Here is a 13865-nt window from a genome sequence, read left to right as displayed (position 1 = left end):
CGCCACGGGCTCGCCGCGCCGGCCGCGCTCGCCACCGCCGCGTTGCTCGCCGAGGTGCTGAGGTTGGACCCGCCGGTACGCGCCACCCGCCGGATCGCCACCGCCGCACTGGAGCTGGACGGCCGGACGATCCGGGCCGGGGAGCCGCTGCTGCTCCGCTTCGACGCGGCGAACCGGGACCCCGCCGCCCGTCCCGAGCCGGACCGGTTCGTGGCCGATCGGCCCGGCGCGGCACTGACGTTCGGCGCCGGCGTCCGGGGTTGCCCGGGGTCGGTGCACGCGCTCGCCCTGGCCGCCGGCGTGGTCGACGTGCTGCGCCGCCGCTGCGCCCCGGCCGACACTCCGGTCCGCTATGCCCCGCACCCGACGCTGCGCGTCCCGACCCGTCTCGAGGTGACCCTGCGATGACCGACCGCCACGCCGCCTTCCGTGCGCTGCACCGGCCCGGCCGCCCACTGCTGCTGCCCAACGCCTGGGACCACGCCTCGGCGGCGGCGCTGGCGGCCCGGGGTCACGCCGCGATCGGCACGACCAGCCTCGGCGTCGCGGCCGCCGCCGGTCGGCCGGACGGCGTCGGGGCGACCCGGGCCGAGACCCTGGACCTGGCCCGGCGCCTGCGACATCTGCCGGTGCTGCTCACCGTCGACGTGGAGGACGGCTTCGACCAGGAACCGGCGGCCGTGGCCCGCTACGTCGGCGAGTTGGCCGCGCTGGGGGTGGTCGGGGTGAACCTGGAGGACGGCCGCCCGGACGGCACCCTGAGCCCGGCTCCGCTGGTCGCGGCCAAGATCGCGGCGGTGCGCGCGGCGGCGCCCGGGCTCTTCGTCAACGCCCGCACCGACGCGTGGTGGCTGGACGTGCCGACGCCGCTGGCCGAGGCGCGACGCCGGGCGGCGGCGTACCGGGCGGCGGGCGCCGACGGCTTCTTCGTCCCCGGCGCGCCCGACCACACGATCGGCACGCTGGTGGCGGAGGCCGGGCTGCCGCTGAACGTCCTGCATCGGCCGGGCGGCCCGGACCTGGACCACCTGGGTCGGCTCGGGGTGGCCCGGGTGAGCACCGGTTCGTTGCTGTTCCGGGCGGCCCTGGGCGCCGCGTTGAGCCGGGTCGACGCGGTCGCGGCTGGGTCGGACACCGGGGGGCCGAACCCACCGGGGTACGGCGAGGTGCAGGAGCTGGCGCCGCGGTTCGCCACCTGATCGGGCGCCTTCGGAGGAGATAGGAGGATTGTTCTCGGAGGTGCCGTCTCGGGTGATTACGGTGGGTGCAGGTTCCATTACGCCGTGTCCTGCCCGAGAGGGGACGGAGACCATGCGAGTGCCCAGCCGAAGCCCCGGTCGCCAGCCCGGTCCCGCCGTCGCGTCCACCGCTCCCGCCGCCCGCCGGCTGCCGGCCGGAGGGCGGCGGACCACCGCGGCGCCCGACCTGGCCGCGTACCGGGCGGCGGTGGCGGAGCTGCTGGTCGAGGTGGGCGCGCTGGCCGACGCGCCGTCGACCACCGCCCGACAGGTGCTGCTCGACCAGCGGCTGCGCGAACCCGCCGTCGCGGCGGTCCTCGACGCCACGCCCCAGGGACTGGTCGGCGCCCGGGAGACGCTGCTGCTGGAGATGGCCCGCTACCAGCCCAACACGCGCAGTTCGGCGCACGACCTCACCGCGCTGGTCCGGATCTACCTGCTCTCCCGCATCGACGTGCTGTGGTGGCGGGACAGCGGCACCTTCCTCACCGACGAGCAGGTCCGCACCAGCACCGAGCTGGTCGACCTGGAGTGGCTGCGCCGCCGTGGCCTGCTCGACTTCCGCTACCAGGAGCAGCCCGCCACCGTGCTCGGGCGCGGTCTGCGGGCGGTCCGGCGCCGGCTGCGCCCGGACGCCACGCCGCGGACCGCGGGCCTGCTGTTCCGCCGTGCCCGCCGCGAGATGATCGCGTTCCTGAACGACCTGGGCCGGGAGTTCGCCGCGGCCGCCCCGTCCGGCACGCCGCCGCTCTGGGTGACCAGCCTGGCCCGCAGCGCCGAACACCAGTACCGGCTGCGCCGGCTGGGGTACGCCGCCATGGTGCCCAGCGGGCACTGCCTGGGCTGGGCGGCCGACGTGGAGCTGGAGTGGTACGAGCGTTTCGGCGCCCGCGCCACCCTGGCCGGGCTGCTGCTGGCCCGCCAGGAGGCCGGCGAGATCAACGTCGTCGACGAGGGACAGGCCTGGCACGTCTGCCTCGCGCCCGTGGCCCGCCGCCGGTTCCGGCGGGCGTACGAGGCCGAGATGGGGGTGTGACCCGTGTGCGGGATCGCGCTGAGCATCGGCCCCGAGGCCGACCCGGCCACCTTCCGGCGGATGCTGGCCGCGCTCGCCCCACGCGGTGAGGTCACCGAGACCCGGCAGGAGAAGGGGCTGCTGGCCGGCGTGCGCCGGCTGCGGATCGTGGACCGGGACCGGGCCGTGCAGCCCTGGGTCGCGCCGGACGAGCGCCACCTGCTCTGCTTCAACGGCGAGATCTTCAACCACCACGAGCTGCGCGCCGAGCTGACCCGCCTCGGCCACGGGTTCCGCACGACCGGCGACACCGAGGTGGTGCTCGCCGCGTACCGGCAGTGGGGTGGCGACGCGATGCGCCGGCTGCGCGGCGAGTTCGCGTTCGTCGTGGTCGAGCGCGACAGCGGCCGGGCGTACCTGGCCCGCGACCCGCTCGGGGTGAAGCCGCTCTACTGGTCCCGGGTGCCCGGCTGCCTGCACCTCGCCTCCGAGGTCAAGGCGCTGGTCGGGCACGGCGCCCCGATCGGCGAGGTGCCACCCGGCCATCACGGCTGGGTCGAGCCCGACGGTCCGGTCCGGCTGCGCCCGCACGTGGACCTGCTCACCCTGGGCGCCGGGCTGCCGGTGATCGACGACCCGGACGAGGCCGCCCTGCTCGTCCGGGTCGCGCTCACCGACGCCATGCGGATCCGGTTGGACACCGACCTCACCGTCGGTGTGGTGCTCTCCGGCGGCCTGGACAGCTCGCTGGCGCTGCTGCACGCCCGGGAGCTGCACCCCGACTGCGTGGCGGTGACCATCGGCGTCCCGGACAGCCCCGACGTGGCCTACGCCCGGCGGCTCGCCGCCGACCTCGGCGTGCCCCACGAGGTGATCGAGCTGCGCCCGCGCGACATCCGGCTGGCCGACGTGCGCGAGGCGATCCGGATCTCCGAGCTGACCGAGTACGGCGACATCATCAACGCCGTGGTGTCGGTGCCGATCTTCCGGCGGCTGCGTGAGCTGGGCGTCAAGGTGGTGCTCACCGGCGACGGCTCGGACGAGGTGTTCGGCGGCTACCCGATGTACCACCAGGTCGGGCCGGAACGCTCCCGCCGGCTGTTCCTGCACAAGATCCGCAACCTCTGTCGGACCGAGTTGCAGCGGGTGGACCGGGCGAGCATGGGACACGGCGTGGAGGCACGCGTGCCGTTCCTCGACCTGAGCGTCGTCGAACTCGGGATGCGGCTGCCGCTGGACCTCAAGCTGCGCGACGGGCAGGAGAAGTGGATCGTCCGGCGGGCCTTCGCGGACCTGTTGCCCGACTACGTCCGGCGGCGGCCGAAGAACCCGATGTCCTACTCGTCCGGCCTGCACGAGCGCGCCCGGCTGTACAAGCCGCTCTTCGCCCGGCTGCACCGCTCCTTCGGATACGACCTGCTCGAACCGGTCCGGCGGGACTTCGACAGCGTGCTCACCCGGTGCGGCAACGACCTCGACCGGGCCATCGCCGAGGGCCTGGCCCGGCCCGACTACACGGTGCTGGAGCACGCCCGCGACCTCGTCGGCGCCGCCCGGTGGAACGCCGCCCCGATGGTGCGCCGGCTGGTCAACCCGCGCCGCACCCGGGGCGGGGACGGGGCGCCCCTGCCGGGGTAGGCCGGGGGCTCAGCGGCGCAGGTCGACGGTGGTGACGGTGCCGGTGACCGGGTCGACGCTGCGGACCGTCCCGTCCGGGCGCAGCCGGGGGTCCGACGCGTACCGGTCGGCCAACTCCCGCTCGGCGGCGGCGTCGCCTCCGTCGGCGGCGAGCAGCAGCGCGGCGATCTCGTCGGTGAGCGCGAGGTCGGCCGCGGTCGGGTCGTCGCCCATCGTGCCGTAGCCGTCCCAGAGCAGCAGCTCGTCCTTGCGCCGGTGGGCCAGCTCGTGCAGCACGTAGACGCGGACGAACCAGGCGCCCCGGATCGGCAGGGCCGGGTCGACCCCGTACCGGTCCGGGTCGACCCGGCCCGCCCGGTACGCCGTCCAGACCCGGGCCGCCGAGTCGAAGTGCCCCGCCTCCGGGTCGATGTCGTAGCCGTCGAACGGCCGGGGGTCGGCGGGGTCCAGCTCCGGGTCGGCCCAGACCCAGCGCTCGCCGTTCCACCACTCCGCCAGCACGTGGTCGTGGTGCCATCCCGGCACGAAGTAGCTCGCGAAACCGACCCGGCTGCGCGCGGGCACGCCGTGCTGGCGCAACGCGGCGACGGTGAGCAGGGTGTGGTCGCGGCAACAGCCGGCGACCCGCTCCGCAACCGGTCGCGGAGCGGTCAGCGGCAGCGGGAACCGGGACTGGTCGGTGTCGAGGATCCGGTCCAGCCAGCGCAGGTTGGCCTCGCTGCGCCGGGCGTCGGACAGCGCGACGCCGCCGGCGCGGTAGTGGACGATCACGTTGCGGGCGGCCGCCGCGGCGCCGGCGACGTCGCCGGGGACCGCGTCGAGCAGCGCGGCGTGGTGGCGGGGGTCGCTGTACGGGGAGTGGGTCCGGTAGTCCATCGGTCGATTGTCGGTCCGCGCGGTGCCGCCGTGGGCGCCCGGACGGCCGGAATCTCCGGCGGCAACGCCAGGTCCGATGGCCGCCAGCACGTCGGCCGGCGCCGGGCCAGGCTGGACCGGTGACGACGACACGTACCGCGTTCCTGATCCGCCCGCTGCCGGCCGACGTGCTGGCCGACCTGCGCCGTACCGGCCGTGACGACGGTGGGCAGCCGCCGGAGCGGCACCGGGCCGGCGGCGGCGAGCCGCTGCGCTGTTGCCTGCGCGACGCCGGGGCGGGCGAGATGCTGCTGCTGTTCGGGTACGCGCCACCGCTGCCGCCCGGCCCGTACCGGGAACTCGGGCCGATCTTCGCGCACGACTCGGACTGCGCCGGCCCGGCGCGGGTGTCGGCGTACCCGGTCGGCTGGCGCGGGCGGCCGCAGGTGCTGCGGGCGTACGACCGGCGGGGTCGCATCGTCGGCGGGCGCCAGCACGACGGCAGCGCGCCGGAGGCGGTGATCGCCGAGCTGTTCGCCGACCCGGCGGTGGACGTCCTGCACAGCCGCAACGTGGTGCACGGCTGCTGGATGTTCGCGGTCGGGCGGGGCTGACCGGTTCCTTGATGGACACCGGTCGCCGTCTCTCCTAGCGTCGGGGGTATGCGCAGGACGCTCGTCGCCACCGGACTCGCGGTGCTCCTGCTCGCCACGGCGTGCGCGGAGAGCCGCGGGGCGGGCGGCGCGCCCGGGTCCGGCACCCCGACCGCCTCCCGGCAGGACCCCGACCAGGTCGCGCGGACCCTGGCCAGCCTGCGCCGGGTCGACGACCTCCCGCTGTACGAGATGACCTACGTCGGTGACTACGACCCCACCGTCGGGGTGCCCGGCGCCACCCCGCCGAGCCCGTTCGGGTGCTCGCTCTTCGCCGCCCTGGCCGACCGGGACCGTCCGTTGTTCGCCCGCAACTTCGACTGGGAACCGAACCCGGCGCTGGTGCTGCGCACCGACCCGCCGGACGGGTACGCCTCGATCTCCCTGGTGGACATCTCCTACCTCGGGGTCTCCGCCGAGCCGGCCGGTGACCGGCGGCTGCTCGACGCGCCGCTGCTGCCCTTCGACGGGATGAACGAGCGGGGCCTGGCGGTCGGGTTGGCCGCCGACGACGGCGCGCGGGCCGACCCGGTGCCCGGACGCCCCACCGTGGGTTCGGTGCGCATCCTGCGGTTGGTGCTCGACGCGGCCGCCACCGTGGACGAGGCGGTCGCCGTCTTCGCGCGGCACAACCTCGACTTCGACGGCGGGCCGCCGCTGCTGCTGGCCAACCAGATCGCGCTCGCCCCGGCGATCTGGAGCGCCGCCGCCGGCACCGGTTCGCCGGACTTCCCCGGCCTGGCCCGCCCCGCTGTTCCCGTGCTGGGCGGGTACGCGGTCCTGCTGTTCCTGGGGGCGGTGCTGCTGCGGATGCCGGTCCGACCCGCCCGGGTGCTCTGGCCGGTCGCACTGGTCGCCGGCGCGGCACTGTTCGCGGCCGGACGGTTGGCGCCGGCGTACCTGCTCACCGCCGCCGGGCTCGGCGGCTGCCTGGCGCTGGCCGAACCGCTCACCGACGACGCGGCGGCCGACGCGGACCCGGACGGGCGGGCGGCGGCGCGGCGCGGTCGGGCCGCCGTCGTCGGGATGCTCGTCTTCGCGGTGGCCACGGTGGCCTACTACGCCGCCTACGACCTCGGGTACCCCAACGGGTGGGTCCCCGTCGGCGCGGCCGTCCTGGTCGCTCTGGTGGCGTTCACCGCGCCGCCCTGGTCCGCCCCGGCCCTGCCCGATCCGGCGCGGACCTGGATCCTCCTCGGCCTGACGGCGCTGGCCGGGCTCGGGACCCAGCTGCACGGCCCGCCGTCGGACTCCCGGCCGGGCAACCGGCCGACGGAGGTGCGCGTCACCGCGTACAACATCCGGATGGGGTTCGGCATCGACGGCCGGCTGGACCTCGACGCGGTCGCCCGGGAGCTGCGCGGGGCGGACGTGGTGCTGCTCAGCGAGGTGGACCGGGGCTGGTGGCTCAACGGCGGGCACGACACGCTGACGCTGCTGGCCGAGCGGCTCGACATGCCCTACGTCTTCGCGCCCGCCGCCGACCCGGTCTGGGGCGACGCCGTACTCACCCGCTACCCGGTGCGTTCCGGCCGGACCCGGCCGCTGACCGCGCACGGCGCGCCGACCGGGGCGCAGGCGCTCGGCGTCACGCTCGACCTCGGCGGGCGCGAGCTGGCCGTGGTCGCCACCCACCTGCAACCTCCGCCGGGGCGGGATCCGGTGGAACAGGCCCGCGAGGTGGCGGCGTTCGCCCGTGGGTACGCGGCCGGTCGGCCGCTGGTGCTCGGCGGAGACCTCAACACCGAGCCGGACGATCCGGCCTTCGCCGAGTTCACCCGGGCCGGCCTGGTGGACGCGCTGGCCGGAGCCCGGCCGCTGTGGACCAGCCCGGCCGACGACCCGCGCGCCCAGATCGACCACGTCTTCGTCTCGCCGGGGCTGACCGCCGCCGGGGTCCGCGCCCCCCGTACCGAGGCCAGCGACCACCTCCCGGTGACGCTCGCCGTCACGGTGCCCTGAGCCGGGGCCGCCTCACAACCGGTCGGGGGCCACCAGGCGGTCGCCGGCGAACGCGAGGAGCCAACCGCCGCCCTTGGCGGTGGTGAAGTCGTCGGCCCGGCCGGTGAGCCGTTCCAGCGCGCCCGGGATCACCTTGCCCTGGCTGCACACCGCGACCGGCTCACCGGCCCCGGCCAGCGCGGCAAGCCGCGCCGCGGCGGCCAACGCGCACTCCTCGGCCTGCTGCCCCGGCGCCGGTTCGTCCAGGTCGCCGCAGACCTCGATCGGCAGGTCCAGCCGGGCCGCCGCCGGGTCCAGCGTCTGCACGCAGCGGAGAGCCGAGGCGGAGAGCAGGCGGACCGGGCGGAGCAGGGACACCAGCGGGACCAGCGCCCGCGCCTGCGCCCGCCCCTCGGCGTCCAACGGCCGGCCGGTGTCCGGGCCGGTCCAGGTGCCCCGCTTGCCGGCGTGCGCGTGCCGGACCAGCAGCAGCGTCGCGGTGACCGGAGGCAGCGCCGCGAACGCGGCGATCACCTCGGCGTCGTGCGGGTAGCTGACCCGGCAGGCCGCGTCGTCCACCGCGTACCAGGCCACCTCGTCGACCTCGGTGCCGGGCTGGAAGCCGCCGGTGCCGACGGCCCGCATCGACCACCAGTCGACCGCCTTGGCCCGGCCCTCACTGCGGTAGCGGACCGTGGGCAGGCGGACCTGCGGCACGGCCCGCACGTCGGTCTCCTCGGCCACCTCCCGCACGGCGGCGACCAGCGGGTGCTCGCCGGCGTCCAGTTTGCCCTTGGGCAGCGACCAGTCGCCGTAGCGGGGGCGGTGCACAAGGCAGATCTCGACGCCGGCGGGACCCGGGCGCCAGACGACACCGCCCGCCGCCCGGATCCGCACCGGCTCGTCGTCGCTCATCCGCTCACCGTATGCCCGCCCGGCGCCCGGCACGGCCCGCTCAGTCCGCCCGACCGCCGACCCGGCGCAACAGCAGGTCCTGCAGGTGGGTCAGCGGCGCGTCGCCGGTGCCGGTACGGCGGTGCCAGGTGCCGTCCGCGGCCAGTTCGAACGCGTCCACGTCCGGGTCGAACGCGGTGGCGAGGACGTGATCCAGCTCGGCGCGGGCCACCGGGTCGCTCACCTGCACCAGCGCCTCCACCCGGCGGTCCAGGTTGCGGTGCATCAGGTCGGCCGAGCCCATCCAGAACTCGGCGTCGCCGTTGTTGCCGAACCGGAAGACGCGCGAGTGCTCCAGGAACCGGCCGAGGATCGAGCGGACCCGGATGTTCTCCGACAGGCCGGGGACGCCCGGGCGCAGCGTGCACATGCCGCGGATCAGCAGGTCGACGTGGACGCCGGCCCGCGACGCCCGGTAGAGCGCGTCGGTGATCTCCTCGTCGACCAGGGAGTTCACCTTGAACTGCACCAGCCCCGGCATGCCGAGCCGGACGTGCTCGATCTCCCGGTCGATCCGCTCGATCAGGCCGCTGCGGATGCCCTGCGGGGCGACCAGCAGCCGGCGGAAGGCGGTCTGCCGGCTGTAGCCGGTGAGCACGTTGAACAGGTCGGTCAGGTCGGCGCCGATCTCCGGGTCGGCGGTGAGCATGCCGAAGTCCTCGTAGAGCCGGGCGGTCTTCGGGTGGTAGTTGCCGGTGCCGATGTGGCAGTAGCGGCGGATCTGGTTGCCCTCCTGGCGCACCACGAGCGCGGTCTTGCAGTGCGTCTTGAGGCCCACCAGGCCGTAGACCACGTGGCAGCCGGCCCGTTCCAGCGTGCGCGCCCAGCCGATGTTGGCCACCTCGTCGAAGCGCGCCTTCAGCTCCACCAGCACCACCACCTGCTTGCCGGCGGCGGCCGCGTCGACAAGCGCGTCCACGATCGGGGAGTCGCCGCTGGTGCGGTAGAGGGTCTGCTTGATGGCGAGCACGTTCGGGTCGGCCGCGGCCTGCTCGACGAAGCGCTGCACGCTCGTCGCGAACGAGTGGTAGGGGTGGTGCACCAGCACGTCGCCGTCGCGCAGCGTCGCGAACACGCTGCGCGGCACCTCGCCCTCGGCCAGGCGCGGGTGGGTGGCCGGCACGAACGGGGCGTCCTTGAGGTCGGGCCGGTCGGCCTCGCCGTAGAGCTGCCACAGCGCGGACAGGTCGAGCAGGCCCCGCACCCGGAGCACGTCGTGCCCGTCCATGTCCAGCTCGCGGACGAGCAGCTCCAGCATGTGGTCGGAGATGGAGGCGGCCACCTCCAGCCGCACCGGCGGGCCGAACCGGCGCCGGGCCAGCTCCCGCTCCAGGGCCTGGAGCAGGTCCTCGTCGCGGTCCTCGTCGACCTCCACCTCGGCGTTGCGGGTGACCCGGAACAGGTGGCACTCGACCACCTGCATGCCGGAGAAGAGCTGGCCGAGGTGGACGGAGATGAGGTCCTCCACCGGCAGGAACCGCACCCCGGGCCCTTCCTTCGCCACCCGGACGAACCGGGGGACGTTGTTCGGCACCTTGACCCGGGCGAACAGCTCCGAACCGCCGTCCGGGTCGCGGACCGAGACGGCCAGGTTCAGCGACCGGCCGGAGATGTAGGGGAACGGGTGCGCCGGGTCGACCGCGAGCGGGGTGAGCACCGGAAAGATGTGCTCGCGGAACCAGGTGCGCAGCCGCTCCCGCTCGGCGTCGTCCAGGTCGCTCCAGCGCAGGATCCGGATGTCCTCCTCGGCGAGCCGGGGCAGCACGTCGTCGACGAAGCAGGCGGCGTGCCGGGCGACCAGGTCGGCGGTCCTCTCGGTGATCAGTTCGAGCTGGGTGCGCAGCGGCAGCCGGTCACCGCCGCGCACCGGCAGGCCGGCGGAGAGCCGGCGCTTGAGCCCGGCCACCCGCACCATGAAGAACTCGTCCAGGTTGCTGGCGAAGATGGCCAGGAACTTCGCCCGCTCCAGCAGCGGGGTGCGGGGGTCCTCGGCGAGCGCCAGCACCCGGGCGTTGAAGTCGAGCCAGGACAGCTCGCGGTTGAGGAAGCGGTCCTCCGGCAGCGGCTGCGCGGTCGGCGGGCCGGCGTCCGGGTCGGGCACGTCGGCCGGGCCGGGACCCTCCACCGGGTCGAGCGGCTCGTCCAGCCCGGTGGCGGCGGCCGCGTCCGGGTCGGCGCCGAGGCGCTCCTCGGGCGGCCGGGTCTGCCGGAACCGCCCGTCGGGGCCACGGGTGGGACGGCCGTTGCGGGGCGTGCCGGGGTCGAGGAGGGGCGGCGGGTCGGAGTGCTCGCGAGGGGTGCTCACCACCTCATGATTCCCTGACGAGGGTGAACAGAAAATGAACTCCGGCCAGGTTGTTCACGCCATCGTCGGCAAGGTCACGCGGACCACCTCGCCGGCCGCGTCGCGTTCGACGCGCACCCGCTGGCCGAGCCGCAGCAGCCGCAGCCCGGACGCGTCGAACGCGCGGGCCGGGAAGGCCAGCTCGGTGCCGTCGTCGAGCAGCAGCACCCCGCTGCGGGTCGACGCGTCGTAGGTGGCCACCGTGCCCTGCATGCCAGCACGGTACCGGACCGGCTCGGCGGCCCGGGCCAGCAGCGCCGCGGCCAGCTCCCGGGTGGGTTGCGCCACCGCGTAGCGCGGGAACGCGGCGACCGTGACCGAGTCGGCCACCCAGGCGGTACGCAGGCGCGCCGCCGCCGGCATGTCGGTGAAGTAGCGCTCGACGTAGCCGGCGGTCAGCTCGGCCTGCTCGGGCTGCCAGAAGCCCTCGGCGGTCGCCTCGATCAGCCGGTTGGACAGGTCGGTGCTGGTCGTGACGATCTCCCAGGCGGCCCGCTTCGCGTCCGGGTCGGGCAGCGCCGCCCGGCAGGCCGCGGCCTGCTCGGCACCGGTGGCGCTGCGGTCGGCGGCCGCCTCGGCCTCGATCTCCGCCGCGCCGGCGGCACCGAGCACCACCAACCGACGCAGCACCGCCCAGCGCAGGTCGGCGTCGACGGAGAGGCCCGGGGGCACCTCCTTGCCGGCCAGCCAGTCGGTGAGGAGCCCGGCGTCGGCGGTGGCGGCGATCAGCCCGCGCGCCGCGGCGAGCTGCCGCGAGCCGCCCTGCGGCGCGGCGACGAGCAGCGCCTGGCAGGCGGCGGACACCCGCAGCAACGCGGCGTCGCGGGCCAGCAGGTCGAGGTAGCGGTCGACGATCCGCCGGGTCAGCAGCAGGACGTCCTCGATGATGGTCACCTCGGTCTCGGCCGGTAGCGCCGCGGCGATCAGGCCGACCAGCGCGGCGGCGGGCCGCTCCCCGTCCGTGACCGCGTCCAGCGCCTCGCCCCAGAGCAGGGCCCGGCTCAGCGGGTCGTCGAGGCCGGGCAGCAGCGTCGGCACCGCGTCCGCCGAGGCCGGGTCCAACCGGATCTTGGCGAAGGTCAGGTCCCCGGCGTTGGGCAGCAGCAGGCCGGTGGCCGGCTGCCCGACCAGCTCGGGCAGCGGCGTACGGCCGCCGTCGGCGTCCGGGTCGAGGTCGACCTCGAACCACCGGGCCGGCGCGTCGGCGGTCAGGTGGGCCACGCCGATGCGGTGCGGCCGCAGCACCGGATGGCTCGGCGGAGCGGTCTGCACCACCGCCACCCCGGTCCACCGGCCGTCGGCGTCCACCGCGGTCTCGATGCGCAGCGTGTTCACCTGCGCGCGACGCAGCCAGCGCTCGGCCCAGTCGGTCAGGTCGCGGCCGCTCGCGGCGCCGAGGCCGGCCAGCAGGTCGGCGAGCGTGGCGTTGCCGAACCGGTGCGCGGCGAAGTGCGCGTTCAGCCCGGCCAGGAAGGCGTCGTCGCCGAGCCAGGCGACGAGCTGGCGCAGCACGCTGGCGCCCTTGGCGTACGAGATGCCGTCGAAGTTGAGCAGCGCCTGGGCGGCGTCGGCCACCTCCGGTGGCGCCACCGGGTGGGTGGACGGGCGCTGGTCGGCGGTGTAGCCCCAGGCCTTGCGGCGGCTCGCGAACGTGGTCCAGGCCTGGTCGAACCGGGTCGCCTCGGCGGTGACCCGGGTGCCCAGGTACTCCGCGAAGGACTCGTTCAGCCAGAGATCGTCCCACCACCGCATGGTGACCAGGTCGCCGAACCACATGTGCGCCATCTCGTGCGCGATGGTGGTGGCACGCAGCTCACGCTGGGTGTCGGTGACCACCGACCGGAAGACGTAGTCGTCGCGCATCGTGACCAGGCCGGGGTTCTCCATGGCGCCGGCGTTGAACTCGGGCACGAACGCCTGGTCGTACTTGCCGAACGGGTAGCGCTCGGCGAAGAGCTGGTGGAAGCGGTCGAGGCACTGCCGGGTGACGGTGAAGACCTCGTCGGCGTCGGCGTCCAGGTGGGCGGCGAGCGAGCGCCGGCAGTAGAGGCCGAGCGGGATGCCGTCGTGCTCGGACCGCAGCACGTGCCAGGGCCCGGCGACCAGCGTGACGAAGTAGGTGGCCAGCGGCGCGGTGGGGGCGAACTCCCAGCGCCCCGGCGCGGGCCGGTCGGCGAGCTGCCCGTTGGCCGCCACCGTCCACTCGGGCGGCGCGGTGACGGCCAGCGTCACCGGCGCCTTCAGGTCGGGCTGGTCGAACGCCGCGAAGATGCGTGGCGCGTTGTCCAGGAAGGACATGGCGTAGAGGTAGGTCTCGCCGTCGGCCGGGTCGACGAAGCGGTGCAGCCCTTCGCCGGTGTTGGAGTAGCCCATCTCGGCCTCGACGGTGAGCGTGTTGCTCGCGGCCAGGCCGGTGAGCGGCAACCGGTCGTCGGCCAGCAGGGCGGGGTCGAGGTCGCGGTCGTTGAGACGGGCCCGGAGGAGCCGACGGGGCTTGACGTCGACGAAGGTCTCGGTGCCGGGGGTGGCCCGGAACCGGATGGTGACGGCAGAGCGGAACCGCTCGGCGTCGCCGGTCAGGTCGAGGTCCACCTGGTAGGACTCGACAGTGATCGACGCGCGGCGCGCGGTCGCCTCTGCACGGGTGAGGCTCGGCATCCGCTTATCCTGCCCGATGAGGTCCGCACGGACCTTCTCGTCACGCGTCGCGATGGAGGAACAACGATGGGTCAGCACCCCAAGGGCGATTTCGACCTCTCTCGGGCGGTCTGGCAACGCGCGGAGGGGGACACCTCCGAGGGTGCGGTCGAGGTGGCCTTCGTCGACGACCTGATCGGGATGCGCAACTCCGCCGAGCCGGACGGCCCCGTCCTGGTCTTCACCCAGGCGGAGTGGGACGCCTTCGTCGCGGGCGCCCAGGACGGCGAGTTCGACCTGGACTGAGCCCGCGCGGTCAGTCACCGTCGCCCCAGCCGAGCCCGCCCGGTCCGGGCGCGTGGTGGAAACCGGGGTGTCCGGCCACGTCGGCGCAGCGCTCGCCGTCGGGCCCGACCGCACCGCAGAACAACCGCTCGGCCCGGTGCCAGGCGTCGGCCGGGGACAGCGCCGCCGCGCCGAGTGCCAGCTCCGGGCGGAGCAGGCCGAGCGCCTCGGCGTACGCGACGGCCAGCTCCCGCGCGATGGCGGTCTCGGCGGCCGCGAACCCGAGGTGCACGGTGAAGAACCGC

Annotated in this window: 11 protein-coding genes and 1 pseudogene; 7 read left to right on the top strand and 5 right to left on the bottom strand. The window is 75.2% G+C overall.

Features of this window, described 5'->3' with window-relative positions; translation table 11 throughout:
- From HUW36_RS12925 to HUW36_RS12910, 4 genes are all read left to right on the top strand, one after another.
- Positions 1-408: cytochrome P450 (locus HUW36_RS12925; RefSeq protein WP_174528380.1), on the top strand; the 408-nt coding region annotated here is incomplete at its 5' end.
- Complete coding sequence (locus HUW36_RS12920) at positions 405-1199, top strand: isocitrate lyase/PEP mutase family protein (protein ID WP_174528379.1); 795 nt, start codon at positions 405-407, stop codon at positions 1197-1199. The genes HUW36_RS12925 and HUW36_RS12920, both read left to right, overlap by 4 nt.
- Before the next feature lie 112 nt (positions 1200-1311).
- The gene (locus HUW36_RS12915; RefSeq protein ID WP_174528378.1) at positions 1312-2274 is read left to right on the top strand and encodes a hypothetical protein; all 963 of its coding nucleotides are present in this window, start codon (positions 1312-1314) and stop codon (positions 2272-2274) included.
- A gap of 3 nt (positions 2275-2277) precedes the next feature.
- On the top strand, positions 2278-3891 hold the full coding sequence (locus HUW36_RS12910; RefSeq protein WP_174528377.1) for an asparagine synthetase B family protein: 1614 nt from the start codon (positions 2278-2280) through the stop codon (positions 3889-3891).
- 9 nt (positions 3892-3900) lie between these two features.
- On the opposite strand, the gene HUW36_RS12905 is transcribed toward HUW36_RS12910, so the two are convergent.
- Positions 3901-4767 (bottom strand): transglutaminase domain-containing protein, encoded by an 867-nt coding sequence (locus HUW36_RS12905; protein ID WP_174528376.1) that lies wholly within the window; start codon positions 4765-4767, stop codon positions 3901-3903.
- 119 nt (positions 4768-4886) lie between these two features.
- On the opposite strand from HUW36_RS12905, the gene HUW36_RS12900 reads away from it, so the two are divergent.
- Positions 4887-5360: a DUF1203 domain-containing protein gene (locus HUW36_RS12900; RefSeq protein WP_174528375.1), complete on the top strand. Its 474-nt coding sequence runs from the start codon at positions 4887-4889 to the stop codon at positions 5358-5360.
- Between the two features lie 48 nt (positions 5361-5408).
- Complete coding sequence (locus HUW36_RS12890; protein ID WP_246248121.1) at positions 5409-7361, top strand: endonuclease/exonuclease/phosphatase family protein; 1953 nt, start codon at positions 5409-5411, stop codon at positions 7359-7361.
- 12 nt (positions 7362-7373) lie between these two features.
- On the opposite strand, the gene HUW36_RS12885 is transcribed toward HUW36_RS12890, so the two are convergent.
- The 3 genes and pseudogenes from HUW36_RS12885 to pepN all read right to left on the bottom strand — a co-directional run.
- On the bottom strand, positions 7374-8255 hold the full coding sequence (locus HUW36_RS12885; protein WP_174528374.1) for an NUDIX hydrolase: 882 nt from the start codon (positions 8253-8255) through the stop codon (positions 7374-7376).
- Between the two features lie 40 nt (positions 8256-8295).
- On the bottom strand, positions 8296-10599 hold the full coding sequence (locus tag HUW36_RS12880) for an RNA degradosome polyphosphate kinase (protein ID WP_174528373.1): 2304 nt from the start codon (positions 10597-10599) through the stop codon (positions 8296-8298).
- Positions 10600-10881: 282 nt separating this feature from the next.
- Positions 10882-13296, bottom strand: a pseudogene (gene pepN, locus HUW36_RS12870) (aminopeptidase N); the annotation flags it as partial.
- A 66-nt stretch (positions 13297-13362) separates the two neighbouring features.
- On the opposite strand from pepN, the gene HUW36_RS12865 reads away from it, so the two are divergent.
- Entirely contained in the window at positions 13363-13581 is a 219-nt protein-coding gene (locus HUW36_RS12865; RefSeq protein ID WP_013287999.1) for a DUF397 domain-containing protein, read from the top strand.
- A gap of 10 nt (positions 13582-13591) precedes the next feature.
- Here the strand turns inward: HUW36_RS12865 and HUW36_RS12860 are convergent.
- Positions 13592-13865, bottom strand: a 274-nt coding sequence (locus HUW36_RS12860) for a hypothetical protein (RefSeq protein ID WP_174528372.1), incomplete at its 5' end; no start/stop codon positions are given.

The sequence above is a fragment of the Micromonospora maritima genome (genome assembly GCF_902825405.1).
Lineage (GTDB): Bacteria > Actinomycetota > Actinomycetes > Mycobacteriales > Micromonosporaceae > Micromonospora > Micromonospora maritima.
This window is presented reverse-complemented; position numbering and strand designations above follow the sequence as displayed.

Excerpts from the sequence above, each read along its gene's own strand:
- HUW36_RS12890 (WP_246248121.1), top strand. The coding sequence starts at position 5,409 with ATGCGCAGGACGCTCGTCGCCACCGGACTCGCGGTGCTCCTGCTCGCC.
- HUW36_RS12905 (WP_174528376.1), bottom strand. The coding sequence starts at position 4,767 with ATGGACTACCGGACCCACTCCCCGTACAGCGACCCCCGCCACCACGCC.
- HUW36_RS12865 (WP_013287999.1), top strand. The coding sequence starts at position 13,363 with ATGGGTCAGCACCCCAAGGGCGATTTCGACCTCTCTCGGGCGGTCTGG.
- HUW36_RS12920 (WP_174528379.1), top strand. The coding sequence starts at position 405 with ATGACCGACCGCCACGCCGCCTTCCGTGCGCTGCACCGGCCCGGCCGC.
- HUW36_RS12915 (WP_174528378.1), top strand. The coding sequence starts at position 1,312 with ATGCGAGTGCCCAGCCGAAGCCCCGGTCGCCAGCCCGGTCCCGCCGTC.
- HUW36_RS12885 (WP_174528374.1), bottom strand. The coding sequence starts at position 8,255 with ATGAGCGACGACGAGCCGGTGCGGATCCGGGCGGCGGGCGGTGTCGTC.